This window comes from Kribbella sp. WER1, from assembly GCF_054189145.1.
Genome location: NZ_CM135186.1, coordinates 5,921,653 through 5,948,221, shown reverse-complemented (window position 1 = coordinate 5,948,221; position 26,569 = coordinate 5,921,653). Strand labels below are relative to the sequence as shown.

Annotated in this window: 27 protein-coding genes; 20 read left to right on the top strand and 7 right to left on the bottom strand. The window is 69.0% G+C overall.

Going from position 1 to position 26,569, the window contains the following annotated elements:
- Positions 1 to 88: 88 nt before the first annotated feature.
- Positions 89 to 1,729: a DNA repair helicase XPB gene (locus tag ACXJJ3_RS28935; protein WP_458164993.1), complete on the top strand. Its 1,641-nt coding sequence runs from the start codon at positions 89 to 91 to the stop codon at positions 1,727 to 1,729.
- A 185-nt stretch (positions 1,730 to 1,914) separates the two neighbouring features.
- Positions 1,915 to 2,373, top strand: coding sequence for an HD domain-containing protein (locus ACXJJ3_RS28930; RefSeq protein WP_458164992.1), 459 nt, complete (start codon positions 1,915 to 1,917; stop codon positions 2,371 to 2,373).
- Here ACXJJ3_RS28930 and ACXJJ3_RS28925 read toward each other — a convergent pair.
- Genes ACXJJ3_RS28925 through ACXJJ3_RS28915 form a run of 3 tightly spaced genes read right to left on the bottom strand, consistent with a single transcriptional unit; the run spans position 2,362 to position 5,109 of the window.
- On the bottom strand, positions 2,362 to 3,072 hold the full coding sequence (locus ACXJJ3_RS28925; protein WP_458164991.1) for a FadR/GntR family transcriptional regulator: 711 nt from the start codon (positions 3,070 to 3,072) through the stop codon (positions 2,362 to 2,364). The genes ACXJJ3_RS28930 and ACXJJ3_RS28925 overlap by 12 nt on opposite strands.
- Before the next feature lie 25 nt (positions 3,073 to 3,097).
- On the bottom strand, positions 3,098 to 4,033 hold the full coding sequence (locus ACXJJ3_RS28920) for a dihydrodipicolinate synthase family protein (RefSeq protein ID WP_458164990.1): 936 nt from the start codon (positions 4,031 to 4,033) through the stop codon (positions 3,098 to 3,100).
- A 14-nt stretch (positions 4,034 to 4,047) separates the two neighbouring features.
- Positions 4,048 to 5,109 carry a sialidase family protein gene (locus tag ACXJJ3_RS28915; protein WP_458164989.1) on the bottom strand — a complete coding sequence of 354 codons (1,062 nt, stop codon included), beginning with the start codon at positions 5,107 to 5,109 and terminating at the stop codon, positions 4,048 to 4,050.
- Between the two features lie 47 nt (positions 5,110 to 5,156).
- On the opposite strand from ACXJJ3_RS28915, the gene ACXJJ3_RS28910 reads away from it, so the two are divergent.
- From ACXJJ3_RS28910 to ACXJJ3_RS28895, 4 genes are all read left to right on the top strand, one after another.
- Positions 5,157 to 6,779 (top strand): extracellular solute-binding protein, encoded by a 1,623-nt coding sequence (locus tag ACXJJ3_RS28910; RefSeq protein ID WP_458164988.1) that lies wholly within the window; start codon positions 5,157 to 5,159, stop codon positions 6,777 to 6,779.
- Complete coding sequence (locus ACXJJ3_RS28905; protein WP_458164987.1) at positions 6,779 to 7,720, top strand: ABC transporter permease; 942 nt, start codon at positions 6,779 to 6,781, stop codon at positions 7,718 to 7,720. The genes ACXJJ3_RS28910 and ACXJJ3_RS28905 overlap by 1 nt, the downstream gene beginning before the upstream one ends.
- Positions 7,717 to 8,604 (top strand): carbohydrate ABC transporter permease, encoded by an 888-nt coding sequence (locus tag ACXJJ3_RS28900; protein WP_458164986.1) that lies wholly within the window; start codon positions 7,717 to 7,719, stop codon positions 8,602 to 8,604. The genes ACXJJ3_RS28905 and ACXJJ3_RS28900 overlap by 4 nt, the downstream gene beginning before the upstream one ends.
- 84 nt (positions 8,605 to 8,688) lie before the next feature.
- A complete protein-coding gene (locus ACXJJ3_RS28895; RefSeq protein ID WP_458164985.1) occupies positions 8,689 to 10,695 on the top strand; it encodes a HelD family protein in 2,007 nt (668 codons plus the stop codon).
- On the opposite strand, the gene ACXJJ3_RS28890 is transcribed toward ACXJJ3_RS28895, so the two are convergent.
- Complete coding sequence (locus ACXJJ3_RS28890; protein WP_458164984.1) at positions 10,684 to 11,904, bottom strand: MFS transporter; 1,221 nt, start codon at positions 11,902 to 11,904, stop codon at positions 10,684 to 10,686. The two genes, ACXJJ3_RS28895 and ACXJJ3_RS28890, sit on opposite strands and share 12 nt — an antisense overlap.
- 88 nt (positions 11,905 to 11,992) lie before the next feature.
- Here ACXJJ3_RS28890 and ACXJJ3_RS28885 point away from each other — a divergent pair, with 88 nt between their 5' ends.
- The 4 genes from ACXJJ3_RS28885 (at position 11,993) to tuf (ending at position 18,634) form a co-directional block, all read left to right on the top strand.
- Positions 11,993 to 12,304 carry an ArsR/SmtB family transcription factor gene (locus ACXJJ3_RS28885; protein WP_458164983.1) on the top strand — a complete coding sequence of 104 codons (312 nt, stop codon included), beginning with the start codon at positions 11,993 to 11,995 and terminating at the stop codon, positions 12,302 to 12,304.
- Between the two features lie 67 nt (positions 12,305 to 12,371).
- The gene (locus tag ACXJJ3_RS28880) at positions 12,372 to 14,621 is read left to right on the top strand and encodes an outer membrane protein assembly factor BamB family protein (RefSeq protein WP_458164982.1); all 2,250 of its coding nucleotides are present in this window, start codon (positions 12,372 to 12,374) and stop codon (positions 14,619 to 14,621) included.
- A 172-nt stretch (positions 14,622 to 14,793) separates the two neighbouring features.
- Complete coding sequence (locus ACXJJ3_RS28875; protein ID WP_458164981.1) at positions 14,794 to 17,169, top strand: hypothetical protein; 2,376 nt, start codon at positions 14,794 to 14,796, stop codon at positions 17,167 to 17,169.
- A gap of 277 nt (positions 17,170 to 17,446) precedes the next feature.
- A complete protein-coding gene (tuf, locus tag ACXJJ3_RS28870) occupies positions 17,447 to 18,634 on the top strand; it encodes an elongation factor Tu (RefSeq protein ID WP_458164980.1) in 1,188 nt (395 codons plus the stop codon).
- A 13-nt stretch (positions 18,635 to 18,647) separates the two neighbouring features.
- Here tuf and ACXJJ3_RS28865 read toward each other — a convergent pair whose 3' ends face one another.
- On the bottom strand, positions 18,648 to 18,914 hold the full coding sequence (locus tag ACXJJ3_RS28865; protein ID WP_458164979.1) for a DUF4031 domain-containing protein: 267 nt from the start codon (positions 18,912 to 18,914) through the stop codon (positions 18,648 to 18,650).
- Entirely contained in the window at positions 18,911 to 19,615 is a 705-nt protein-coding gene (locus ACXJJ3_RS28860; protein WP_458164978.1) for a copper homeostasis protein CutC, read from the bottom strand. Before ACXJJ3_RS28860 ends, ACXJJ3_RS28865 begins: the two co-directional genes overlap by 4 nt.
- A 102-nt stretch (positions 19,616 to 19,717) precedes the next feature.
- Between ACXJJ3_RS28860 and ACXJJ3_RS28855 the strand changes: the two genes are divergently transcribed.
- The 10 genes from ACXJJ3_RS28855 (at position 19,718) to ACXJJ3_RS28810 (ending at position 25,905) form a co-directional block, all read left to right on the top strand.
- On the top strand, positions 19,718 to 20,755 hold the full coding sequence (locus tag ACXJJ3_RS28855) for a LacI family DNA-binding transcriptional regulator (RefSeq protein ID WP_458164977.1): 1,038 nt from the start codon (positions 19,718 to 19,720) through the stop codon (positions 20,753 to 20,755).
- Positions 20,756 to 20,828: 73 nt separating this feature from the next.
- Positions 20,829 to 21,029 carry a hypothetical protein gene (locus ACXJJ3_RS28850; protein WP_458164976.1) on the top strand — a complete coding sequence of 67 codons (201 nt, stop codon included), beginning with the start codon at positions 20,829 to 20,831 and terminating at the stop codon, positions 21,027 to 21,029.
- 115 nt (positions 21,030 to 21,144) lie between these two features.
- Positions 21,145 to 21,489: a hypothetical protein gene (locus tag ACXJJ3_RS28845; RefSeq protein WP_458164975.1), complete on the top strand. Its 345-nt coding sequence runs from the start codon at positions 21,145 to 21,147 to the stop codon at positions 21,487 to 21,489.
- A 58-nt stretch (positions 21,490 to 21,547) separates the two neighbouring features.
- The gene (locus tag ACXJJ3_RS28840; protein WP_458164974.1) at positions 21,548 to 21,904 is read left to right on the top strand and encodes a hypothetical protein; all 357 of its coding nucleotides are present in this window, start codon (positions 21,548 to 21,550) and stop codon (positions 21,902 to 21,904) included.
- Positions 21,901 to 22,332: a hypothetical protein gene (locus ACXJJ3_RS28835; protein WP_458164973.1), complete on the top strand. Its 432-nt coding sequence runs from the start codon at positions 21,901 to 21,903 to the stop codon at positions 22,330 to 22,332. Before ACXJJ3_RS28840 ends, ACXJJ3_RS28835 begins: the two co-directional genes overlap by 4 nt.
- Positions 22,329 to 23,846, top strand: coding sequence for a multicopper oxidase domain-containing protein (locus ACXJJ3_RS28830; protein ID WP_458164972.1), 1,518 nt, complete (start codon positions 22,329 to 22,331; stop codon positions 23,844 to 23,846). The genes ACXJJ3_RS28835 and ACXJJ3_RS28830 overlap by 4 nt, the downstream gene beginning before the upstream one ends.
- 73 nt (positions 23,847 to 23,919) lie before the next feature.
- Complete coding sequence (locus ACXJJ3_RS28825; protein ID WP_458164971.1) at positions 23,920 to 24,249, top strand: ArsR/SmtB family transcription factor; 330 nt, start codon at positions 23,920 to 23,922, stop codon at positions 24,247 to 24,249.
- On the top strand, positions 24,246 to 24,716 hold the full coding sequence (locus ACXJJ3_RS28820) for an SRPBCC domain-containing protein (RefSeq protein WP_458164970.1): 471 nt from the start codon (positions 24,246 to 24,248) through the stop codon (positions 24,714 to 24,716). Before ACXJJ3_RS28825 ends, ACXJJ3_RS28820 begins: the two co-directional genes overlap by 4 nt.
- Before the next feature lie 2 nt (positions 24,717 to 24,718).
- Complete coding sequence (locus ACXJJ3_RS28815) at positions 24,719 to 25,318, top strand: dihydrofolate reductase family protein (RefSeq protein ID WP_458164969.1); 600 nt, start codon at positions 24,719 to 24,721, stop codon at positions 25,316 to 25,318.
- 2 nt (positions 25,319 to 25,320) lie between these two features.
- Positions 25,321 to 25,905, top strand: a complete 585-nt coding sequence (locus tag ACXJJ3_RS28810; RefSeq protein ID WP_458164967.1) for a dihydrofolate reductase family protein — start codon at positions 25,321 to 25,323, stop codon at positions 25,903 to 25,905.
- Here the strand turns inward: ACXJJ3_RS28810 and ACXJJ3_RS28805 are convergent.
- On the bottom strand, positions 25,890 to 26,561 hold the full coding sequence (locus ACXJJ3_RS28805) for a peptidyl-tRNA hydrolase (protein WP_458164966.1): 672 nt from the start codon (positions 26,559 to 26,561) through the stop codon (positions 25,890 to 25,892). The two genes, ACXJJ3_RS28810 and ACXJJ3_RS28805, sit on opposite strands and share 16 nt — an antisense overlap.
- Between the last annotated feature and the right edge of the window lie 8 nt (positions 26,562 to 26,569).

The window sequence follows — 26,569 nt, the reverse complement described above, 5'->3', positions numbered from 1 at the left end:
CCAGCAACCACCCCATCCGGTCACGCTCGGACGGTATTTGGCAGGAACAGGCACAATGGAGGGTCGGGTGTCGTGGATGGGAGCTGTGGTGACGGACGGTCCTCTGATCGTGCAGTCGGACAAGACCTTGTTGTTGGAGACGGCGCATGCGGACGCCAACGAGTGTCGGAAGGCGATTGCGCCGTTCGCCGAGTTGGAGCGGGCGCCGGAGCACGTGCACACGTACCGGCTGACGCCGCTCGGGCTGTGGAACGCGCGGGCTGCCGGGCATGACGCGGAGCAGGTGATCGACGTTCTGCTGCGCTACAGCCGCTACCCGGTCCCCCACTCGCTCCTGGTCGACATCGCCGAGACTCTGGATCGGTACGGGCGCCTGCGGCTGGAGAAGCACCCGCAGCACGGGCTGGTGCTGGTTACGACCGACCGTCCGGTGCTGGAGGAGGTGCTGCGCTCCAACAAGGTCAAGCCGATGCTGGGTGAACGCATCGACGACGACACCGTCCTCGTGCACCCGTCGGAGCGCGGTCACCTCAAGCAGACCCTGCTGAAGCTCGGCTGGCCCGCAGAGGACCTGGCCGGGTACGTCGACGGTGAGGCGCACCAGATCGGCCTGGTGAAGGACGGGTGGGACCTCCGCCCGTACCAGGAGCAGGCGACCGACTCGTTCTGGCACGGCGGCTCCGGTGTCGTCGTACTGCCGTGTGGCGCCGGCAAGACGATCGTCGGCGCGGCCGCGATGGCGCAGGCGTCCGCGACCACCCTGATCCTGGTCACGAACACGGTGTCCGCGCGGCAGTGGAAGGACGAGCTCCTACGCCGTACGACGCTGACCGAGGACGAGATCGGCGAATACTCCGGTGCGCGCAAGGAGATCCGGCCGGTCACGATCGCGACGTACCAGGTGATGACGACGCGGCGGAAGGGTGTCTACACGCACCTGGAGCTGTTCGACGCGCGCGACTGGGGCCTGATCGTGTACGACGAGGTGCACCTGCTGCCCGCGCCGATCTTCCGGATGACCGCGGACCTGCAGACCCGCCGGCGCCTCGGGCTGACCGCGACGCTGGTCCGCGAGGACGGCCGCGAGGGCGACGTCTTCTCGCTGATCGGCCCGAAGCGGTACGACGCCCCGTGGAAGGACATCGAGGCCCAGGGCTGGATCGCGCCCGCGGACTGCATCGAGGTCCGCGTCGACCTGGAGCAGACCGAGCGCTTCGTCTACGCGACCGCCGAGCCCGAGGACCGCTACCGCCTCGCGGCCTCCACCCCCGCGAAGTCCAAGCTGGTACGCCGGATCGCCGAACACCACGCCGGCGAACCGCTGCTGGTCATCGGCCAGTACATCGACCAGCTCGACGAGCTCGGCGAACGCCTCGAATGCCCCGTGATCAAAGGCGAAACCACCGTCCGCGAACGCCAGCGCCTCTTCGACGCGTTCCGGCACGGCGAAATCACCCGCCTGGTGGTCAGCAAGGTCGCCAACTTCTCCATCGACCTGCCCGAAGCGTCGGTCGCCATCCAGGTCTCCGGCACCTTCGGCTCCCGCCAGGAAGAAGCCCAACGCCTGGGCCGGGTCCTCCGCCCCAAGGGCGACGGCCGCACCGCCCGCTTCTACTCCATCGTCGCCCGAGACACCATCGACGCCGAATTCGCCGCCCACCGCCAACGCTTCCTCGCCGAACAAGGCTACGCCTACACAATCGTCGACGCCGAAAACCTCTTCGCCTAACCGCAAAGCAAAGGAAAGAAGGAGGGGAGGGGATCAGCCGACGCCGAAAACCTCTTCACCTGACCCCAAAACAAAGGAAAGAAGGAGGAGAGGGGATCAGCCGACGCCGAGAACCCCTTCGCCTGAGGCAACTTCCTGCTGAGGCGACAGATCTACTGCACCAACTGCAGGCACCGCCACGTCTGGTGGCGCACCTGCAGTTGGTGCACGACGTCGCGTGCGAGCTGACCGATTGGCTCGGCACGGCGTACCCGACGATCACGTTCGACGCGACCGCGGTCCGCTTCGGCGCGGCCACCCACGACATCGGCAAGGTGCGGCACCCGGAGGAGTTGTCCGCGCCAGGACATCTCCACGAGGCCGTCGGCGAGCAGTTGCTGCTCGAGGCCGGCGTACCGCCGCACCTGGCGCGGTTCGCCGGGTCGCACGGTAGTTGGAGCGCCGAGTCCCCGCTCGAGGATCTTCTGGTCAGCCTCGCCGACAAGGTGTGGAAAGCGAAGCGCGTGCCTGACCTGGAGCAGCTGGTCGTCGAGCGGATCGGTGGTACCGCGTGGGAGGTGTTCCTGCAGCTCGACGACGTGCTCGACGGTTTGGCGGCGGGCGCGGACGAGCGGCTGGCGTTCCAGAACGGACTATTCGCCTAGGCGGGTGTGGATGCCGTTGAAGTGGGACTTCATCGAGGTGGCGTAGGTGGTGGGGTTGCCGGATTCGAGGGCTCTGAGGAGGTCTCGGTGCCAGGCGGCGGCGTCGGAGGGGGTGTAGCGGGCGCCGGGGAGGCGGGCGTCTACCTGGGCGAAGGTTCGCCAGAAGACGGAGAGTAGGTCGATGACGAGGGCGTTGCCGAGGGGCTCGTAGAGGGCCTGGTGGAAGGCCCAGTCCTCGTCGGGGAAGTAGTTGCCTTCGGCAGCTTGGGCTTCCATGCGTTCGACGATGGGCTCGAGGGTTTCGTACCCGTGCTGTTTGAAATGGTCGACGACGTCGTCGGCGAGGCCTACCTCGATGGCCTGGCGGACCTCCAGGACGTTCTGGACGTCGCGGAGGTCGCCGGCCATCGACTGGGACATGCGGAAGGCCAGGCCGTCCTCCAGCGACTGCAGGTTCACCTCGCCGACGTACGTGCCGTAGCCGTGCCGGATCTCGATGATGCCGACGGCCTGCAGGGCCTTCATCGCTTCGCGGAGCGGGTGCCGGCCGACGCCGAGCTGGGCCATCAGGTCCTGCTCGTTCGGCAGCGGGTCACCCGCCTTCAGGCCGCGCTCCAGAATGTACGACTTCATCGCGTCCCGGATGAAGGACTGGTTCCCTGCCGCACCGCGTGCCCGGCTGAGCCCACCCGTTGTCACTGCCGGCCTCCCTTGGTTGGACCGCTCAGTCTAATCCGGCCCGGTCCAGCAGCGGCCGGATCGCCTCGATCTCCGTGTCGCTCAAAGGAATACAGGGGTACGCCGTGACCGGGCAGTCGATCACACCCAACAGGTAGAGGCCCGCCTTGAACGCACCCAACGCCGACGAACTCGCGCCCATCCGGGAGCGGTCCGGGACCTTGATGATGTCGAACAGCCGGAACAGCCGATCCTGCTCCTCGCGCGCCGCCGCGGCCTCCCCGGCGACGGCCGCCTTATACAGCCGCACGTAGCCGGCGGGGTCGACGTTGCCGAGCCCAGGTACGACGCCGTCGACGCCGAAAGCCAGCGACGAGTCGACCGTCACCTCGGACCCGGTCATGATCGTGAAGCCGTTCAGCTGCTTCTCGCGACGGGAGATGACGAGCTCACGGAGCGAGGTCTCCTGCCCGGACGAATCCTTCACTCCGGCGATCACGCCCTGTTCGCCCAGCGAGGTGACGAGGGAGGCGGGTAGCTTCGTGCCGGCCCGCGGCGGGATGTCGTAGGCGTAGAGCGGCGTGTCCTCCGCCAGCGCCTTGAGCCGCACGAAGTGGCGTTCGATCTCGGCGGGATGCGTGGCGGCGTAGAACGGAGCCGTGGCGACCAGCCCGTCCACGCCGGCCTTCAAGGCGGCCGAGACGTGCGCGGCGACGCGGTTGGTGGAGGTGTCGATGACCCCGGCCAGGACCGGCACCTGACCGGCCACCTCGGCGACGGTCGTCTCCAGTACGAGCTGGCGCTGCTCGTCCGTCAGGAACGTTCCCTCGCCGGAGGTGCCGAGGACGAAGATCCCGTTCACACCCCCGGCCAGCTGGTACTGGATCAGCCGGGCGAGCGATGCGGTGTCGACGTCGTACTCGGGCGTGAGCGGGGTGACTAGCGGCGGTACGACGCCGGTCAACTGGGCGGACTCGGTCAAAACAACTCCAACCTCTAAAGGGCGAATGTGGCGAAGCGCAAGGTCGCGAACGAGGAGGTCTCACCGGCCTCGTAGAAGATGCCGACGGCACCGTCCGGGAGCAGCACGAGATCGGAGTACCCGGCCATGCCCTCGTGCACGACCAGCTCCGGCTTCCAGGACGCCCCGGCGTCGGCGCTGACGAAAACGGTCAGTTCCCGGCGGGACGTCGGGTTCACCGGGGTGGACAGCAGCAGCCTCCCGTCCGGCAGGCACAGCACGCTGCCCTGGATCCCGGGCGCGGTGATCTCGGGGATCCCGGCGTACGGCGCGTCCAGGGTGCGGCCGCCGTCCGCCGACCAGGCGTGCACGCGGGCGGGGCCGGTGCCCTGGTGGTTGCGGGCGTTGAAGTACAGCCGCCCGTCGGGCAGCTCGGCGACGGCGGTCTCGTTCGCGTTGATCTCGGCGCCGTCGTTGCGGTCCACGAAACCGACCGACCAGGTGAACCCGCCGTCGTCGCTGTAGATGCAGTGCCCGCCGTTCAGCCGGATCAGGTCCTCGACCGGCGCCGACGGGACGAACGAGTGGTTCGCCGGTACGACGAGCCGCCCGGTCCGCAAGGTGATCCCGTGACAGGGCCCGGTCGCGTACCAGCCCCAGTCGTCCGGCTTCACCTGCGCGGTGATCTCCACGACGGGCGACCACGAGGCACCGTCGTCCGGCGAGCGCTGCACGAACACCCGCCGGCCGTCGACCGGATCGGTGCCGCGGGCAAGCGACATCTCGACCGCGTCCGCGCCGTTCTGCACGGTCACGAGGACGAGGTCGCCGGTGCCCGGGTCGATCAGCGGCACCGGGTTCCCGCAGGTCTTGCCGGGCGCGGCGGACACCACCTGCAGCGGCAGCCAGGTCCGGCCGCCGTCGAGCGAGCGCCGCAGTACGACCTCGATCTCGCCCGCGTCGCCGGACCCGTGCAGCCGTCCCTCGCAGAACGCCAGGACGACGTCGCCACGCGCCAGCACCGCCGGGATGCGGAACGTGTGGTACCCGCTGCCCGCCGGATCGAAGATTTCCGAAGCGCCGACTCTTGAAGACATAGGACGTACTATGTCATGGTGTGGCCCTCCGATGGAAGTGAGGCCTCATGCCGGTCAGCAGAAGAAGTTTCCTCGGTGGCGGTCTGGCCGCCGCCGCTGTCGCGGTCACGGGTACGCCGCTGCTGGCGGGGTGCGCGTCCGACAAGAAGACCACCGCCGCGGCGAACGCGGCCGTGAAGCTGCCGACGTACGTGAAGTACGGCGAGGTGAAGCCGGACCTGCCCGGCACCGACGTGGTGCTCGACGGGTTCCTGAAGTACCCGGCGAACCCGGTGAAGGCGATCACCGACGCCCCCGGCGACGGCAAGCCGATCACGTTCATGACGAACATCCCCGGCGCGATCCCGCCGGCCACCGGCCAGAACCAGTTCTGGCAGGAGGTGAACAAGCGCCTCGGGTCCGAGCTGCAGATCAGCATGGCCTCGAACGACGAGTACAAGGACAAGTTCGCGACCCGGATCGCGGGCGGCGACCTGCCGGACATCCTGAACATCCCGACCGACACCCCGCAGATCCCCGGCCTGGTGAAGTCCAAGTGCATGGACCTGACCGAGCACCTGTCCGGCGACGCCGCGAAGAAGTACCCGTTCCTGGCCAACATCCCGACCGAGTACTGGAAGGGCTGCGTCTTCAACGGCGCGATCTACGGCGTTCCGGTGCCGCGCGGCATGTCCCGGACGTCGCTGCCGCTGTACCGCACCGACCTGCTGGCCGCGAAGGGCATCAACGACCCGGCTCCGAAGAACTTCCAGGAGTTCTTCGACCTGTGCAGGGAGATGACCTCGGCGAAGGACAACCGCTGGGCGTGGACCCGGGTCCCGCTGTCGTACATCCGGATGATGCTTGGTCTGCCCAACAACTGGGCGCAGGACGGCGGAAAGTTCACCTCGGTGTACGAGGCGGACGCGAACACCGAGGCGCTCGAGGCGGCCCGCAAGATGGTTGCCGCCGGCGTCGTCAACCCGGACGCGTTCAACGACAAGGCGAGCGCCCGGAAGCAGTGGTTCAACGGCGGCATCGCGGCGTTCGACTACGACAGCTTCGTCGCGTGGAACCAGTACTACAGCGACAACACGGCCGGCCCGGCGTTCGGCGTGAACATGCTCGACGTACCGGGATTCTCCGGCGGTGAGGGCAAGCCGTGGATGGGTGCGGCGCTGAACAACGTGACGTCGTTCAACAAGGACAGCAAGCACTCGCCGGACACGCTGCTGAAGATCGCGAACTGGATGGCGGCGCCGTTCGGCACCGAGGAGTACCTGTTCCGCAAGTACGGCGTGGCCGGGCGGCACTACACGCTGCAGGGCACCGACCCGGTCCCGACGAAGGTCGGTACCGTCGAGACCGGCATCGGCCTGCAGTACATCAGCGACTCCACGCTGGCGCTCTACTGGGCCGGCAAGCCCGACGTACCGCAGAAGCAGCACGCGATCCAGCAGAAGGTCGCGGACCGGCTCGTGTACGACGCGTCGTACGGCCTGTACTCCGACACGTCGTCGAAGAAGTCCGCGCAGCTGGTCAAGGCGATGAACGACCTGGAGAACCAGATCGTCCAGGGGAAGAAGCCCGTGTCGGACTGGGCCGCGGGCGTCAAGACGTACATGTCCTCCGGCGGTGAGAAGATCCGCGGGGAGCTGCAGGACGCGTTCGCCACGGCGGGCGGGAAGTGATGTTGCACCGTGCCTCGAAGCCGCCGCAGCGGTTGAGTCTCGGGCGGCGGCTGCTGCGGGACCGGGTGCTGCTGCTGTTCGCGCTGCCCGGTGTCGCGCTGATCATCGCGTTCCACTACGTGCCGTTGCTGGGGAACGTGATCGCGTTCAAGGACTACCAGCCGTTCCTCGGGATCGGCGGCAGTGACTGGTCGGGCTGGGAGAACTTCAGCGTGATCTTCAACGGCGACCCGGCGTTCCTGCGGGCGCTGAAGAACACGCTGATCCTCACCAGCCTGCAGTCGATCTTCGTGTTCCCGGCGCCGATCCTGCTCGCGCTGCTGCTGAACTCGCTGTTCTCCGAGCGGATCAAGCGGATCGCGCAGAGCATCCTGTACCTGCCGCACTTCATGTCCTGGGTGATCGTGGTCGCGCTGTTCCAGCAGATGCTCGGCGGCAGCGGCCTGCTGAACAACTACCTGCGCTCGCACGACCTGGCGACGGTCAGCATCATCGGGAACTCCGAGTTGTTCCACGTGCTGCTGACATCGCAGATCATCTGGAAGGACACCGGCTGGGCGACGATCCTGTTCCTGGCCGCGCTGTCCCAGATCGACTCGCAGCTGTACGAGGCGGCGAGCGTGGACGGCGCGTCCCGGATGCGGCAGCTCTGGCACGTCACGCTGCCGGGGCTGCGCGGGATCATCATCCTGCTGTTCATCCTGCGGCTCGGCGACTCGCTCACGGTCGGGTTCGAGCAGATCGTCCTGCAGCAGCAGGCGGTCGGGCGGGACGTCAGCGAGGTACTGGACACCTACGTCTACAACAACGGCGTGCTGGGTGGTGCCTGGGGCGTCGCGGCGGCGGTCGGCCTGGTGAAGGGCATCGTCGGCGTCATCCTCGTGCTCACCGCGAACAAGGTGGCGCATATCTTCGGCGAGCAAGGGGTGTACCAGAAATGAGCCGGCGGATCGTTCAGGGCGTACCGATGCCCGGCTGGCCGATGCGGGCCTTCAAGGGCCTGGTGCTGCTGGTCTTCTGCGCGGTCGTGATCGTCCCGTTCGTCGGGGTGATCTCGACCAGCGTCGCGCCGAACAAGCAGATCAACGAGTCCGGCGGGCTGGTGCTGCTGCCGAAGTCGGTGAACTTCCGGGCGTACGAGTCGCTGTTCGCCGGCGGCGTGGTGACCCGGGCGCTGCTGGTCAGCATCTTCGTGACGGTCGTCGGCACGCTGCTCAGCCTGACCGTGTCGTGTCTGCTCGCCTACGCGCTGTCCCGGCCGGGGTTCTCGGCGGGCCGGCCGATTCTGCTGGTCGTACTGTTCAGCATGCTGTTCTCCCCCGGCATCATCCCGCTGTACCTGACGGTGAAGGGTGTCGGGCTGCTGGACAGCATCTGGGCGCTGATCGTGCCGACGATGATCAGCGCGTTCAACGTGGTCGTCCTGCGGGCGTTCTTCATGAACCTGCCGGGCGAGATCACCGAGAGCGCCCGGATCGACGGCGCGGGTGAGCTGAAGACGTTCTCGTACATCGTGCTGCCGCTGTCCAAGGCCGTACTGTCGGTGATCGGGCTGTTCTACGCGGTGGCGTACTGGAACGCGTTCTTCTCCGCGCTGCTGTACCTGAACGACTCCAAGCTGTGGCCGTTGCAGCTGGTACTGCGGACGTACGTCATCAACGACACCCAGCTGGGCAGCGCCGAACTCGGCACCGAACTGCTGCCGCCGCAGGCATCCATCCAGATGGCGATCCTGGTGGTGTCGATCGTCCCAATCCTGATCATCTACCCGTTCCTGCAACGCCACTTCGCGAAGGGGGTGTTGACCGGCGCGGTGAAGGGGTGATCGGACGCCCTCTTAATTCGGTTCCGTGGCGCAGAGTGGTCAAGTAACGTGGCTGGGCTCCCCACACTCGCCGGAGGTTCCAGCATGCCCGCAGACACGTCCGACACGCTTCAGGCGGAGCAGGACTACCTGAAGACCTCCCGGGCCGCGCTGGCGCTGATGCGGGAGAAGACCGGCTCGCTGGAGATCCACAGCGCGGACCGGGTCAACCAGGAGTTCCTGCAGGCCGCGATCTTCCAGCGGATGAAGGAACTGGAGGACGACCCCGACGTACCGCTGTTCTTCGGCCGGCTGGACTACCTCGAGCCGGCCCCGGAGACGTTCCACATCGGCCGCCGGCACGTGAACGACGCGCTCGGCGAGCCGCTGGTGGTGGACTGGCGGGCGGACATCTCAGTGCCGTTCTACCGGGCCAGCAAGACCGAGCCGATGGGGGTCGGCGTCCGCCGCCGGTTCGGGTTCACGCACGGCGAGATGACCGCGTTCGAGGACGAGGACCTGGCCTCGGGGGACGCTCCCGAGCAGCACAGCGACATCCTGGACGCCGAGATCGAGCGGCCCCGCTCCGGCCCGATGCGCGACATCGTCGCCACGATCCAGCCGGAGCAGGACGTCATCGTCCGGGCCGGTGTCGACGAGACGATCTGCGTCCAGGGCGCGCCTGGTACCGGAAAGACCGCCGTCGGCCTGCACCGCGCGGCGTACCTGCTGTACGCATACCGTGACCAGCTCAGCCGCGCCGGTGTCCTCGTGGTCGGCCCGAACGCGAGCTTCCTGCGCTACATCGGCGACGTCCTCCCGGCCCTCGGCGAGATCGAGGCGAAGCAGACGACCGTCGAGGAGATGGTTGCCCGGGTCAAGATCTCCGGGCCGGGTCCGGCGCCGGTCGACGTCCTCAAGGGCGACGCCCGGATGGCCGGGGTCCTGCACCGCGCGGTCTGGGCGCATGTACGGCGGCCCGAGGACGCGCTCGTCGTACCGCGGGGCGCACACCGCTGGCGGGTGGCGACGTACCAGGCCGAAGAGCTCGTCGACGAGCTCCGGACGCGCGGCATCCGGTACGGCGCCGGCCGGGCGATGCTGCCGCAACGACTGGCCCATGCGGTGCTGCTCCGGATGGAGGCGGCCGGTGACTCGCCGGACGACCGCGTGCAGGACTCGGTCGCCCGGAGCCGCCCGGTGAAGCAGTACGCCGAGGCCCTGTGGCCGGCGGTGGATCCGGCCAAGCTGCTGTACCGCCTGTTCACCGAGCCGGAGCTGCTGGCCGAGCACGCGGACGGCATCCTGACCGCCGACGAGCAGGCGTTGCTGATCTGGGAGAAGGTGCCGCGTTCCCCCGGGGCGGCCAAGTGGTCCGTTGCCGATGCCACCTTGATCGACGAGATCGCGGACCTGGTGGACCGTACGCCGTCCCTCGGCCACGTGGTGCTGGACGAGGCCCAGGACCTGTCCGCGATGCAGCTACGCGCCGTTGGCCGCCGGTGCTCGACCGGATCGATGACCGTACTCGGTGACATCGCCCAGGGCACCACACCGTGGGCGACACCGTCCTGGGACGAGGCCCTGACCCATTTGGGCAAGACCAGCGCCCACACCGAGGAGCTGACCGCGGGCTTCCGCGTCCCGGGTCAGGTGATCGAGTACGCCGCCCGGCTGCTCCCCACGATCGCCCCACACCTCAAGCCGCCGACCGCCGTACGGCGTGCCCGCGGTGAGCTGACGATCACCCGCGTACCGGACAGCCTCGCTGCCGCGGTTACCGGCGTCCAGGAGTCGTCCGAGCGGCTCGGCTCGATCGGGCTGATCGTCCCGGACGCCCTGGTCCCGGCGACCCGGAAAGCCTTGCAGGGCATGGCTTTCTCGGTGCTGGGCGACGAAGACGACGTCGACGCGCACCTGGACGTCGTGCCGGCGTCACTGGCCAAGGGCCTCGAGTTCGACCACGTCGTCCTGGTGGAGCCGGCCGGCATCGTGTCCGGCGAGGCCGACGAGCGGACCGGCCTCCGACGCCTGTACGTCTGCCTGACGCGTGCCGTCACCTCACTGGTCGTCGTACACAGCGAAGACCTGCCTGAGGTACTAGTCGGCTGAGGCCGTGACGTACAGGTCATCCTCACGCTCGAGCTGCTCCACCCGTCGCAGTGAAGGGTCGCGCCAGAGCACGTAGACCAGGCCTAGTACTACCAGCGACAGCGCGGAGGCGAGTACGGGCAGGTAGCCGACGCCCAGGGCTTGGATGACCAGTCCGCCGACCACGGCGGACAAGCCGGCGCCTAGGTAGATGGCTGAGGCGTTGAGCGAGATCAGCAGGCCGCCACCCAGTTCCAGCAGCAGGTTCTGGATCGGTGGGTTGAACGCCCACGTCAGCATCCCCCAGACCACCAGCGCGACACCGGCCCCGGCTGTCGTCGTCAGTGTCAGGTCGAGCGTTGCGAGCACGGCCGTGATGCCCAGCATCAGAACGACCAGCGTTGGGAGGCTGCCGAACCGGTCCGTGATGCGTCCGCCGACAAAGTTGCCGACGACAGCGCCTACGCCGTACAGCAGGAGCAACAGACCGGTGACGCTGCCGGTGAGACCAGCCGTGTGCTTGAGCAGCGGGACGATGTAGATGTAAACGCTGAAAGCGGCCAGCACTGCGAGCACCGTCATCGCCAGCACGATCTGCACGCGCCGGTCGGTCACCCCGGCGAAGCGTTCACGCAGGCTGACCACGGGCGCGGCGTCGGCCTTCGGCAGCGCGGCCCGCTCGGCGATGGCGACCAGGACGGCGACCGCGGTGATCAGCGCGAAGACGCCCTTGTAGCCGAGCGACGGACCCAGCAGCGTGCCAGCCGGTACGCCGAGCACCAGGGCGAACGTGAGTCCGCCGAAGACGATGGCCACTGCCCTACCGCGCTCCGCGGGCGGCAGCAGGCTGGTGGCGAAGAGGGTGGCCGCCGGGGTGTACACAGCGGCTCCGAAGGCGGCCACGACGCGTCCGACGATCAGGAGCGAGTAAGTGTCGGCCAGCGCGGCGATCAGGTTGCCGAGCGCGGCCAGGACCAGTGCGGCGATCAGGAGGGTACGGCGCTCCCACCGGCCGGTCAGGGTGGACAGGATCGGCGCACCGATCGCGTACGACAGCGAGAACGCGGTGGCCAGCTGGCCCGCGGCGGTCAGCGAGACGTGCAGCTCGGAGCTGACGTCGGGCAGCACCCCGGACACGACGTACGCGCTGGTGCCGACCGCGAACGCGCCGGCGCCGAGCAGGTAGATCCTGGCTGGATCACCAGCCAGGATCTTGATCCGTGCGGACATCTGAGGACCTTCCGGAGAGGTTCATTAGTTCGACGGCCATCGTACTACGAAGATCATCGAACTTCGACAGGCGTCGTACTATGGACGCATGGCCACCAAAGTCCTCCCGCAGCCGGAGCGGGACGAGATCCGCGTCGAGGCGGTTCTGCAGGCGTTGGGCGAGCCGGTTCGGCTGACCATCGTCCGGGCGCTCGCCGACCACCCGGCCGGCGTCTGCTGCGGCGAGATCGAGCTCCCGGTCACCGCCTCCACCCGGGCCCACCACCTGAAGATCCTCCGCGAGGCCGGGGTGATCTCCACTCACACCGATGGCACCCGCCGGGTCAGCCTGCTGCGTCGCGGCGACCTCGAGGACCTGTATCCGGGCCTGCTCACCGGGGTGCTGTCAGCCAAGCAGTAACCAACCGCAAGGTGGCGGTGGGCTGATCGTGGGCTGGTTGCAGTAGTGCGGCTGGCAGACTGAAGCGGTGGTGGAAATCCGGGCGCGCTGGGACGACCTGCTGCCTGGGTCTGCCTCGCTGGCCGACGACCTGGTGGCCAGGTACGTCGACCGCACCCGCCGCGCGTACCGCGACCAGTACCTGACCATCGTCCTGACCGCGCTGGACTCGCTGATCCAGCTCTCCACCGACCCGACGAGCGTCCGGCTCGCGGCCTGGTTCCACCGGGCCGTCCACGAACCCGGCGGCACGCCGCCCGAGGACGCCGAGGCGTCGGCCCGGCTGGCCGAACAACTGCTGCCGCAGTACGGCGTACCGTCGATCCGGATCGCCGAGGTCGCCCGGCTGATCCGCCTGACCGGCGACCTCGCCGCGCCGCCGCCCGACTCCTACGCGCCACCCCGCCGGGACGCGAACGGCGACGTACTGCTCGATGCTGTGAACGCCATCCTCGCCTCCGACCCGACCCGGTACGCCGTGCACACGGCCGAGGTACGCCGGGACGCGGCCGAGCGGAAGGCCGCGCTGGAGCACCGGTACGACGACGTCCGCGACCTGCTCGACGGGCACCTGTACCGCACCCAGCTGGCGCGGCAACGGCTCGGCCAGGTCGCACGGCTCAACCTGGAGTCAGAGCTCGCCGGACTGGACAGCGAGCTACCCGCGCCCTGGCGTGGATGGCAGCAGGCCGGGCTGACGGCTACGGCGACGTTCGGCGCAGTAGCGGCCGCCGTGGTCGCGATTGCCGCGTCTGGTGCGTCCTGGCAGATCCCAGCTGCGGACGATGAGGTTGGCTGGCCTACGGTCGCTCTAGCCGCGCTTTCGTTCTTCAGCGCACCTGTGCTGTTCCGTTGCGCCCGAAGCGCCAGCCAGCGCGCCCGGCTGATCGCAGGCGCCGTACTGGCCATCGCGGTGACCGGATTGCTCGTCGGTTGGGCGCAGATACCTAGAACCAACGCAGCCACGGGCGTAGGCCTCCGGGTGCCGCTGCTGATCTCAGCCCTGCTCCTGCTGCTCATAGCGAGCGCGGCCGCATTGGTGGCTTCCCTACTCCGTACCCGGACTGCCCGTTACCTCCCAGCGCGCAACCTGGGCCAGCAGCTCGCTTGGCTCGCCGTACCCGCTGCTGTCGCTCTCGTACTGCTGCTGATCATCCAGCCGCTGTCACGCAACTACGTGCTCTCGTCCAACGAACGCCTCGAAGGCTCACCACAGGACGCCGGCCGGGCCAGCCCGTCCGTACTGAACGGAACGGTCGCCTGGGTGAGCGAGTCGGTCGCCGGCACCGGCGCGGACGAGGCGATCGGCACCCGGTACGGCGTGGCGATCCCCCGCCCGGACGGCGTGGTCGAGATGCTCGACGCGGCCACGGGCGCCCTGCGCTGGCGTTACAGCCGCTCCGACTCCGACGAGAAGCCCGTCATCACGTCCACCGGCAACGGCGAGTACGTGCTCGCCCAGTTCGCCGACATCGGGTACCTGCTGCTCAACGCGAACACGGGCCGCCGTGAGGCCGCGTGGCCGGGCCGGACGCGGGACAGGTTCGTCCAGCAGCCCCAACCGCTCCTGATCGGCGAACGCAGCGGAAAGCTGCACGGCGTCGACCCGGACGGGCACGAGCGCTGGACGTACGAGTCCGGCAGCTGCACGGACCTCGGCGCGATCGCCACGGCCGAAACGGTGCTGGCCTTCGTCAGCCACACCTGTGACGAGCAGCCGGACGAGATGACCGCGTTGGACGTCCAAACGGGCCGGCAGCTGTGGACCAAGACCGCACCGGACAGCTACCGGCGCCCGGTGGTCGTGGCCGGCCTGGTCGTCGTGGCCGAGCCCGGCGGCGACACCGACGTACCCGTGGCGCTGACCGCGATCGAGCCGAGTACGGGCGACATCCGGTGGCGTTGGGACGTCCCGAAGAACTGGGCGTGCCGCACGCTGCTGAACGCCGCCGGGAAGTACCTGATCGTCGTTGACTGCCCCGGGGCGAGCACTGTGGAGAGCCGCCGGACCGTGGTCACCGCGATCGACGCGAACACCGGCCTGACCGCCTGGCAGACGGTGGCCCCGGTCAGCCCGCGGGCGAAGGTCACGGTGACCGCCGACGGCCGTGTGGTGTCGCTCAGCCGCCTGGGCACCGGCTGCGTCGCGAATGTGATCAACAGCGCCGGCTTCCGCCAGGTCCGGCTACCGACCGGCATCGTCTGCAGCCGCGACCCGCGGGCCGTCGGCAACCTCGTGCTGACATCAGGCCCGAACACGGTGATCGCCCTGCGCTAGTGACTCCACGTAGTCAATGGGTGGCAACCCCCACGTCAGCGACCTCGGAGTGTGACCTGTACCGCACTTCCGGGGGGTCAGGTGACAAGCCGATAACCCTTTGGCCACGGACCGATTCGGGATCCCGGGATCCGTCCGTCCGGACTCCCAACGGGTGCCAGACTCCATAGCCATGGACCTGCGCGACCAGTGGAATCGCCTGCTGCCGCACGCGCAGCCGTTGGGCGACGATCTGCTGGCTCGTTACGCAGAGCAACATCGGCATTATCACGACCGGCAACACCTGACCGAGGTGCTGGCGACGATCGACGAGCTGGCCGAGTACGCCGACGACGCGGACACCGTCCGGCTGGCGGCCTGGTTCCACGACGCGATCTACGACCCGCAGGCCGACCCCGGCGAGAACGAGGAGGTGTCGGCCCAGCTCGCCGAGCTCGAACTCGCGGCGTACGGCGTGAACGCCGACCGGGTCGCGGAGATCGGGCGGCTGGTCCGGCTGACCGCCAAGCACGACTGCGCCGCGGACGACCGCAACGGCGCCGTGCTGTGCGACGCCGACCTGCGGATCCTGAGCCTGCCGCAGGCCCGGTACGACGAGTACGCCGCCGGGATCCGGCAGGAGTACCACCATGTCGCCGACCGGGACTTCGCCCGCGGGCGGATGGCGTTCCTGCAGGCGCTCAGCGAGACCCGGCTGTACGCGACCCCCAGGGGTCACGAGGAATGGGAGAGATCGGCCCGGGAGAACCTCACGCGGGAGGTCGAAGCCCTGGGCCCTAGGGCAGCCCGGCCGATCGGCGGGCTGATCCCGGTCGTCTACTTCGGCGCCGCCCTCGGCGCGGTGGTCGCGTCCTCGGTGCTGCTCGGCCGCGGTCTCGGAGCGGCGGCCAAGTGGCCGGCCGAGCCGAACGACGTCAGCGGCTTCCCGGTCTGGGCCCCGATCGCCGGTACGGCGGTTGCGGCCGCCCTGACCTGTGCGTGGTTCCGCCGGACGCAGCGGCGGCTGGTGACCGTCCCGGCGATCGTCTTCGCGGCCGTCGGGCTGATCGCGGTCGGCGTGTGCTGGTGGCGCTGGCCGGCTGCTCAGCCCGGTGCGGCGATGTCGGAGCGCTGGCCGTACCTGCTGATCGCGTCCGCGGCGCTAGTACTCGCCGGTGCGTTGCTGGCGCTGGCGCTACGGCTGCGCCTTGCACCGGCGTACGCGCAAGCACCACCGCGTTGGGTGGGCATTGGTGCCACGGTTGTCTGTGGAGCGTTGCTGGCGTGGGTCGTGGTCTCGGCCGGCGAGCCTTTCGTGCAGGCACGGCTGGAGACCGCCAACACGGTCAGCACGACCACAACGATCCAGCCGACGCAACAGCCGGTACAGCTCGACGGGACGCTCGCCTGGAGCCGGGAGGTCCCGGCAACGGGTGCCATCACCGGTACGGCGGGCGGCGTCGCGGAGCTGCGTTCGGACGGTGTCGTGATGTCCGACGCGGCCACGGGCCAGATCCGCTGGCGGTATTCGCGGGCCGACGTACAGGACGCTGCGTCCAGCGGCTCCCGCGGCCTGGTGGTTTCGTCGGACGGCCAGGTCGTCGCCGCACACCTCCCACGCTCGCAGGAACCCACTGGCGTCAAACTACCGACGTACGCCGTACTGGACGCCGTGAGCGGGAAGGTGCTGACCGAGGTCGACTCGGACGGTACGGCGCTGGCCGTCGACTCGGACCAGCTCCTGGTGGCGGAAGGCAACTACGTCGTCTCGCACGGCGTGAGCAGCCCGACGCACTGGCGGGCGCAGGTGCGCTGCAACGTGACGCAGGGCGCGCTCGTCGGCGACCAGGCCGTCGTCGTGGACGCCTGTGGCGGCAACGGAGCCGTCGTACGCGGGCTGGACCTCAAGACCGGTGCCCAGAAGTGGGAGGTCAACCTGGGCTCCCGGATCGACCTGAGCGCCGAACTGGACCCGTCGACGTGGGTCGGCGAGCTGGTCTCGGTACCGGACACCCGTGAGGTCTCCGGGCTGCTCTGGACCGGTGCGGCCGGCGGCACGCTCTACCAGTGGTCCGTGGACACCAGCACCGGCAACCTGCTCTGGACGTCGCCCGTCCCCGGCACACCACGCCCGCGACTCGGCTCGTCGTCCTGCGACTCACAACTCGCCGCCACGCACGCGTCCCTCGTCCTGATCACCTGCCGCACCGGCAACGACTCAGGACAGCCCCAGACGTACGACGTGTCCGCGTCGAGCCCCGCCGACGGTACGCCGCAGTGGCACCACCTGCTGCAGGTCCCGCCGAAGCTGCAGCACCCCGAGTACCCGCGGGACGGGTTCGGGCTGCTGCCGGACGGGCGGGTCGTCACGCTGATGCCGCAGGCCGACGGGCGCTGTTCGCCGGTGCTGATCGGGTCCAACGGCATCCAGCCCCGGCCGATCCTGGCCGGCCCCAACGCCCAGGCGGTCGCCAAGTCCGAGGTCGTCACCTGCGACAAGCCGGCCGTCACGGTGGCCGCCGCCCGCCCGATCTTCTCCGACGGCACCAGGCTCTTCGCCCTCAACTGACCCCCGGGAATTCTGTTGCCCCGGGCACGGTTGATATCTACCGTGATGCTCATGTTCCGCGTGGTTCTCGAGTTCGACCTGTCAGGCCAGTGCCTGCCAGGCGCTCCCACGCGGGCTGCCGCAGTCGATTCAGCCCGAAGCCGACCCTCCTCCTGCTGAGCAGGACCCGCGGAGGAGGGTGGCTCTGACCGGCCCCCTCACGCGGTGACAGCGCTGTGCGGGCTTGCCGGAGGGTCCTGGCTCTCACCCGAATCTTCTGTACAGCAAAGGAAAACTCATGGCCAAGAGCCAGTTCGTGCGGACCAAGCCGCACCTCAACATCGGCACGATGGGTCACGTCGACCACGGCAAGACGACCCTGACCGCCGCGATCACCAAGGTGCTCGCCGAGCGCGACCCGAACGTGAACCGGTACGTCGCCTTCGACGGCATCGACCGGGCACCGGAGGAGCTGCAGCGCGGGATCACGATCAACATCTCGCACGTCGAGTACGAGACCGCGACCCGGCACTACGCGCACGTCGACATGCCCGGGCACGCCGACTACGTGAAGAACATGATCACCGGTGCCGCCCAGGTGGACGCCGCGATCCTGGTCGTCTCCGCGCAGGACGGCGCCATGCCGCAGACGCGGGAGCACGTCCTGCTCGCGCGCCGGGTGGGCGTGCCGTACCTGGTGGTCGCGCTGAACAAGGCCGACACCGTCGACGACCCGGAGCTGCTCGACCTGGTCGAGCTGGAGGTCCGCGAACTCCTGTCGGAGTACGGCTTCCCGGGCGACGACGTACCGGTCGTGCGGGTCTCCGGGCTGAAGGCGCTGGAAGGCGACCCGCGGTGGACCGCCGCGATCGGCGAGCTGCTGGACGCGATCGACGACTACGTGCCGGTACCGGACCGTGAGCTCGGCGAGCCGTTCCTGATGCCGATCGAGAACGTGCTCACGATCAGCGGTCGTGGCACCGTCGTCACCGGTGCCGTCGAGCGCGGTTCGCTGAAGCTCGGCGACCAGGTCGAGGTGGTCGGCCTCGGCCCGACGGTGACCAGTACGGCGATCGGTCTGGAGACGTTCGGCAAGTCGCTGGAGTCCGCGGACGCGGGCGACAACGCGGCCGTGCTGCTGCGGGGCGTGAAGCGCGACGAGGTCCGTCGCGGCCAGGTGGTGGCGCTGCCGGGCAGCGTGCAACCGCACCGGAAGTTCCGGGCGAACCTGCACGCGCTGTCCACCGCCGAAGGTGGCCGGCACACGCCGTTCGCCGCGGACTACCGGCCGCAGTTCTACTTCCGGACCACGGACGTGTCCGGCGGGATCGACCTGGGTGAGATCGCCCTGGTGATGCCCGGCGACACGATCGAGCTCGGCGTGGAGCTGGAGAAGGCGGTCGCGATGGACGTCGGCCTCGGCTTCGCGGTCCGCGAAGGCGGCCACACGGTCGCCGCCGGCACCGTGACCGAACTGCTCGACTGATCAGGAACGGCCCTCAATCCGTTGAGGGCCGTTTCCTGTGTCTGAGCCCGGACGCGATCAGCCGCTCGACCAGCTCCCGGCTGGAGACCGGTACGGCGCCGGCCGCAACCAGGTCGTCGTACCGGTCGCTGGGCACGTCGTAGTGGTCCCGGTCGAAGCCGCGCGCCGGGATGCCCGCGGCCTTCGCGAACGCGTGCAGCTCCTCGTAGGACTCGTCACTGACCAGGTGCGACCAGATCCGGTTCCAGGCCGGCCAGGCGGGCGGGTCGATCAAGATCATTCGCGGGCGTCCTGGGCGTCGAGCAGGTTGCGCCACGAGCGGACGAAGCGGGAGTTCACGTACGCCTTCGTCCACGACCCGTCCTGACGGACCGACGTACCGACGTGGAAACGGCGTACGCCGGACTGGTACAGCCACGGGACATGTTCCGGCTGCAGGCCGCCGCCCGCCATCATCACGCCGGCCACGGCCGGGTCCTCCTTGGCGAGCTTGCACAGGTCGTCCAGCCCGTGGCTGACGCTGATCGACGAACCCGCGGTCAGTACGCAGTCCAGCCCGGGCAGGGACCGGAGCGCCCGCCAGGCGGGCTGCTGCTCCAGTACGGCGTCGATCGCCCGGTGGAACGTCCACGGCGTACCGGGGAAGGTGCTGACCAGCTGGCCGACGGACTCGGCGTCGACCTGGTTGTCCGGGGTCAGGAACCCCAGCACGAACCCGTCGGCGCCCGCGGACAGGAAGGACTGCGCCATCGCGGTCAGCCGGTTCAGGCCGGCGCCGTCGGTGGTGAACGAATTCTCCAGCCGCAGCATCACCCGCAACGGCAGGTCGGTGACGCGGCGGATCGCGCTCACCGTCGACACCGACGGGCACAACCCGTCCGCCTCCATCGAGGCGCACAGCTCCAGCCGGTCCGCCCCACCCTCCTGCGCCGCCTCCGCGTCTGCCGGGTGCAACGCGATGATCTCCAGCAACGAACCCATGCGCGCCATCATCTCGCAGTATTGCGGTTGCACTCTCCGGAGGGCTTCTGTATCGTTTTTCTAGAACGATTTAGAAGAACGATCCAGAAGAGGTGTGCGGAGATGGCCGGGGTGACGTTGAAGACCGTGGCGAAGGCCGTGGGCGTGTCGCCGTCGACGGTCTCGAACGCCTACAACAAGCCGGACCAGCTGTCCGCCGCGCTCCGCGAGCGGATCCTGACGACGGCCCAGGAGCTCGGGTACGCCGGACCCGACGCCTCCGCCCGCGCCCTGCGGAGCGGGAAGGCCGGCGCGGTCGGGGTGCTGTTCACCGACAAGCTCGCCTACGCCTTCTCGGACCCGTACGCGGTCGGCTTCCTCGCCGGGCTCGCGGAGGTCGCCGAGGAGTTCTCGACCAGCCTGCTGCTGATGCCGCTCAGCTCGACCGACATCGCCGGCGGCAGCAACGCCGTCCAGCAGGCGGCGATCGACGCGGCCGCGATCTTCTGCGTACCGGGCGGCCACCCGGCGCTGGAGATCCTCGCGAACCGCGGCATCCCCGCGGTGTCGACCGACCGGGGCGACCACCCGGACCTGTCCTGGGTCGCGATCGACGAGGTCGAGGCGGCCGCGCAACTGGGCGAGCACCTGGCCCGGCTCGGCCACCGCGACGTCGTCGTACTGGTCGACAACGCGCAGGCGGCCGGCGGGCGGCCGATGGAGCTGACCGTCGACGAGGTCGGGTACACCGACTGCGAGCTGCGGATCCGCGGCCTGCAGAAGGCGATGCCGGACGCGCGGCTGCGGATCGTCTCCGGCGGGCACAACGCGATCGCCTCCGGGCTGCGCGGCGCGGAGTACGTGCTGGACTCGCAGGACCGGCCGACCGCGATCGTCGGGCTCAGCGACGTCCAGGCACTCGGCGCGCTGGAGGCGATGAAGGTCCGGGGGCTGGCCCCGGGTCGCGATCTGACGCTGGCCGGGTTCGACGACATCCCGGCCGCCGCGGCCGCCGGGCTGACGACGGTCCGGCAGCCGATCAAGGACAAGGGCCGCGCGGTCGGCCGGATCCTGCTGGACCCGGCGACCACCGAGCGGCAGCAACTGATGCCGACCCAGCTGATCGTCCGCTCCAGCAGCGGACCGGCTCCGCGGCGCTGACAACCACACATTTCCCCCCGGAACCACGAGGTTCCCGGGGCGATCGACCACGCTCTCAGGAGGGAGCAGCACCATGACCTACTTCATCGCCGGCAACACCGCGGTCGACAACGCCCGCAGCCTCAGCCAGTCGGCCCTCCCGAACGCTCCCCAGCAACCGTACGACGCACCGCGGACGCCGGTCCGCGCCCGCATCGGCGCTGTACTCCGTGCCGCCGCCGAACGCGAGGTCCGCCTCGCCGACCGCATCGACCCCACCCCCACCTGCAGCTGACCCCATCACTTTGAGCCCCCACCAACCATTTCCACCGCAGAAAACTGGTTGGTGGGTGCTCAAAGACCGCTTCGGCGGGGATGGGTTGTCGGTGGGGTCTGGCAGGCTGGGGGTGATGAGTGAGCCTGGGGTATTGCTGACGGCGCGGGCGCTGGTGCTGCACGATCTCGCCGCGCGCGGCTTCGACGACGCTGTGATGGTGTCACTGCTGGAGGACGCCGTCGCCGGTCGTCAGTGGTGGCTGGACCAGTGGCCGGACGGCGCCGAGCACATCGCCGGCCTGGTCGCGCAGGACGTCCAGGACCGCCTCGTCGACTCCGGCACCCGCTGGCCGCGCTGTACGGCGTGCGACGACCTGCACGACCACGAGCTCCGGATCGAGCCCGAGCTCGGCCCCGACCCGCACTGGGTCTGCGAACGCGCCGGCATCACGGTCGCACCCCTGGGAGGCCTGACCTGACCCCTCCGGGAGATACCTGATTGATCTACATGTAGCCAGACTACTATTGTCTGTCTACATGAAGGTTCTCTACGCACTGCGGAGTGCGGCCGGGTTGCATGCGGTGCTGGTCTGCCTGCAGCCGGTGTTTGCGGGGGTGTACCTGAACGGCACGCCGCTCGGCATCCGGATGCACGAGCACACCGCCGAGGTGCTGGTCGCCGCCGGACTCGTGCAGTTGCTGGCAGCAACGTTCTGGTGGCGGGCCGGCGGCCGCTGGGTGGCGCCCGCGGTCAGTCTGCTGATCGTGGCCGGCGAGGTCGTGCAGCCGGCGATGGGGTACAGCCGGCAGCTCGCGATTCATATCCCGCTCGGCGTCGCGCTGGTCGCGAGCATCGTGGCGTTCGCCTTCTGGATCAACCGGAGGCCGGCATGACCGTCGTCGAACCACCGCCGACCACCGTCCGCCGCCCGCGGGTCAGCCTGTGGCTCCTGCGGATCGTCCTGGTCCTGCACGCGATCCTGATCGTCGCGCAGCCGATCGCGGCCGGCTACTTCCTGTCCGGCAACGTCGACGCGATGACAAACTTCCACGCCACGATCGGCGGATCGGTCTGGATGATCGCGTTCACCCAGAGCATCGTCGCCGCCTGCTACACGCTGGCCGGCCGCGGCCGGATCTGGCCCGCGATCCTCTCGCCGGTCCTGATGATCGCCGAGTTCGTCCAGCTCACCTACGGCTACCTGCAGAACTTCGCCGTCCACATCCCGCTCGGTACGGCGATCGTCGGCACCGTGCTGTGGATGACGGTCTGGTCCTTCCGCAGGTCCGCCCGCCAGAACCGCCAGGAGGCGAAGAAATGACCATGTCCCGCCGCGGCTTCCTGGCCGTCACCGGGGGCGCCGGCGCCGCGCTCACCCTGACCAGCTGCGGCCAGGAGGCGAGCCCGGCACAGGCCGGAGAACTCCTGCGCAGCAAGGCGAAACTCCCCGCACCGTTCCAGGTCCCACTGCCGATCCCGCCGGTCAAGAAGCCGCTGCGCTCGGACGCGAAGGCCGACTACTACCAGGTCGTCCAGCGCACCGCGGACCTGGAGATCCTGCCCGGCCTGAAGACCCAGATCATGGGGTACGACGGCCTGCTGCCCGGGCCGACGTTCGACGTCCGCAGCGGCCGGACCACCGTGATCGAGCAGGTCAACCAGCTCGACGTGTCCACCGTCGTCCACCTGCACGGCGGCCATACGCCCGCGCCGAGCGACGGCTGGCCGCTCGACCTGATCATGCCCACGAACGGCGGCCACGAGGGCCACATGATGACGGGCGGCGACATGACCATGGGCAAGCGGACGTACACGTACCCGAACGCCCAGCGCGCCGCGACCCTCTGGTATCACGACCACACGATGGACTACACCGCCCCGCGGGTCTACCACGGCCTGTTCGGGCTGCACATCGTCCGGGACGCCGAGGAGGAGAACCTCCCGCTGCCGAAGGGCGATCGGGAGGTCCCGCTGGTGATCGCGGACCGTGCGTTCGATGCCGACGGCTCCTTTCTGTACCCGGCGCTGAAGGACGGCCCGGGCGTCGAGCCGGCGTACATGGAAGGTGTCGTCGCGGACGTCACGCTGGTGAACGGCGCCCCGTGGCCGGTGCACGAGGTCGACGCGGTCCGGTACCGCTTCCGGATCCTGAACGCCGCGAACGCCCGCCGGTACGAGCTCGCCTTCGACAAGGGCCCCGCGACGTTCGTGCAGATCGGCAGCGACGGCGGCCTGCTCGACAAGCCGATCGAGCACGCCACGCTGGTGATCGCGCCGGCCGAGCGGTTCGACGTGATCGTGGACTTCTCGCAATACCGGCCGGGCGACGAGGTCACGGTCGTCAACAAGCTCGACGGCAACGCGAACGTCATGCGCTTCAAGATCGCCCGCAGGGCCGTCGACGACACCCGCATCCCGGCGACGCTCTCGTCGTACGCCGTGACGCCCCAGCCGAGCGGCGTGGTCCGGCGCGAGTGGCGGTTCCGGCGCGGCGACGCCGGCGGCCACCGCGGCTGGACGATCAACGGGAAGGCCTTCGACCCCAAGGTGATGCAGGCGCAGGTGAAGCTCGACCAGTACGAGATCTGGACGTTCGTGACCGACGTACACCATCCCGTGCATGTCCATCTCGCGCCGTTCCAGGTACTCACCCGGGGCGGGAAGCGCAAGCTCTCGGAGTACGACCACGGGTGGAAGGACACCGTGGACATCCGGCCGGCCGAGGTGGTCGAGGTGCTGGTCCGGTTCAGCGCACACAAGGGCAAGTACCTGATCCACTGCCACAACCTCGAGCACGAGGACATGGCGATGATGGCGGGCTTCGAAACGATCTGAGCACTCCTTGACGTGGGCCGCGCTCCGCTCCTATAGTCAACGTATCGGTTGATCAAGGGAACGGTTGATAAAGATGGCGGTTGACGAAGATCAGCTCGACCGGTCGTTCGCGGCGCTCGCGGATCCGGTCCGGCGGGCGATGATCGCGCGGCTGTCGCGCGGCCCGGCCACGGTGAACGAGCTGGCCGAGCCGTTCCCGATCACCAAGCAGGCGGTATCACGGCACATCCAGGTGCTCGAGGCCGCCGGGCTGATCACCCGGACCCGGGACGGCCAGCGCCGCCCGTGCCACCTGGTGCCGGCCGCGCTCGAGGCACTCACAAGCTGGATCGACGAGTACCGCCTCGAAACAGAACGCCGTTTCCGTCGGATCGAAGAACTACTCAAGGAGCAAGGACAATGAGCGGCACCACGATCAACACCCCCGCAGGTACTCCGTTCGTCGAGATCACCAGGGACTTCGAGGCCACCCCGGCGCAGCTGTTCCGGATCATGACCGACGCCGACCTGGTCGCCCAGTGGCTCGGCCCGCGCGACCTCGAGGCGACCATCGAGGAGTACGACGTACGGCCCGGCGGCAAGTACCGCTACATCCACCGCGACGCGAACGGCGAATACGCTTTCCGCGGGGTTTTCCACACCGTGGAACAGGACAAGCTGGTCATCCAGACCTTCGAGTGGGAAGGCGCTCCCGGTGAGGTCTGCATCGAGAAGATGCAGCTCGAGCCGACCGAGAAGGGCGTCCGGCTGCACCAGCGGTCAGTGTTCCCGTCGATCGAGGCCCGCGACCAGTCGATCGAGTACGGCATGGCCGACGGCGTCAACGACTCGATGGACCGGCTCGCCGAACTACTCGCGAAGGAGGCCTGATCATGGGCCAGGTGGTCGTCGACATCTCGGTGTCGCTGGACGGGTACGTGACCGGGCCGAATGCCGGCGTCGGCAACGGCCTCGGTGACGGCGGCGAGCCCGTGCACGCGTGGGTCTTCCACGGCACCGACGCGGACCAGGCCGTCCTGGACGCGGCGTTCACCGCCAGCGGCGCGGTCGTGCAGGGACGGAACCTCTTCGACGTGATCGACGCTCCGGACGGGTGGAACGACGAGCTCGGGTACGGCGCGAAGCCGACGGGCGAGATCAACCCGCCGGTGTTCGTGGTCACCCACAATCCGCCCGCGAACCCCCGGCTCGGCGACCGCTTCCACTTCGTCGGCAGCCCGGCCGCGGCGGTCACGCAGGCGCAGGAGGTTGCCGGCGGCAAGGACGTGGTGGTGATGGGCGGCGGGCAGATCTGCCACGCGGTGCTCGCGGACGGACTGGCCGACGTACTGCGGCTGCACGTCGCTCCCGTCGTACTGGGTGCGGGTACGCCCCTGTGGCCGGCGGAGCCGTCCGCCGGGTTCGCGGTGGAGCTGATCGACGCGGTGTCGACACCGGCCGCGCAACACCTCACGTACCGGGTGGTGAAGTAGCCATGGGCAACGTTATTGCGACCGCGGTGGTGTCGCTGGACGGGTACGTCGCGGACCCCGGGGACCAGGTCGGGGCGCTGTTCGACTGGTACGACAACGGCACCGTCGAGGTGTACGGCTCCGATCCCGGGCGGCCGTTCCGGGTGACACAGGCGAGCGCGGACTACATCACGTCGACGTGGCCGAACGTCCGGTCGTGCGTGATCGGGCGGCACCTGTTCGACCTCACGAACGGCTGGGAGGGAGTGCCGTCGGTCGGCGACCACGTGTTCGTCGTCACGCACGAGCCGCCGACGGACTGGCCGTTCCCGGAGGCGCCGTTCACGTTCGTCAACGGTGTCGAGGAGACGATCGCCCGCGCGAGGGAGCACGCCGGCGACCGGGACGTGGTGATCACCGGCGGCAACATCACCGGCCAGGCGATCGCCGCCGGCCTGGTCGACGAGATCGCGTACAACCTGGTGCCGGTGGTCTTCGGTACCGGCGTGAAGTTCTTCGGCGACTACGTCGGTCCGCACGTCCTGCTCGACAATCCGCGCGTCGTCGAGGGTGACCGGGTCACCCACCTGCACTACCGCTTGAGCTGAGGGTGGTCCGCGATCACGGTCTTCGAGCCGGGGGCGATCTCGGTGAAGCCGGCGTCCTGGACTACCGGGAGGTCGGTGGTCAGCAGCTCCGCCCACTGGGCCGGAGTGGCCGTGCGGACAGCCAGGGCGAAGTCGGCTGACTGCCATTCCTTGCGCGCGTCGTCCGAGAGCACCCACCAGGCCAGCTGCGCCGCGTGACCGACCTGCGCCATCGCCTTGCCGCTGGACATCTCCAGCGCAGGGTTGACCCACAGCACGGGTAGGCCGGCCTCCACCGGCGGAGGTTCCTCCGTGTCCTCGAAGTCCGTCCCGCTCACCTGCAACTTGAACAGGTCCACCGGCACCTCATCCACCCCGGTAGGCGGAAACACTCGCACCTCGGCGGTCTCGCCTCCGGACCCGTGACCGGTGATCGTGATGCCTGGAAGAGCTTCGGCTCGGCGCCATTCGGCACCCCGGGCACGTTTGGTGATCTTGCGGATGCGGTTGTCCTGCCAGGCCGCCATCGCCGCGGCCCACTCGCCTGCACCGTACGAACGCTCATCCGCAAGGATCGCCAGCACCGCACGAGCCGCCGTCTCCAACGCATCCGTCTGCGCCGGCCGTGCACTCTTCTCGACCCGAATGACGAGCGTCAACACCTGTTCAAAGTCCACGCGGCCAG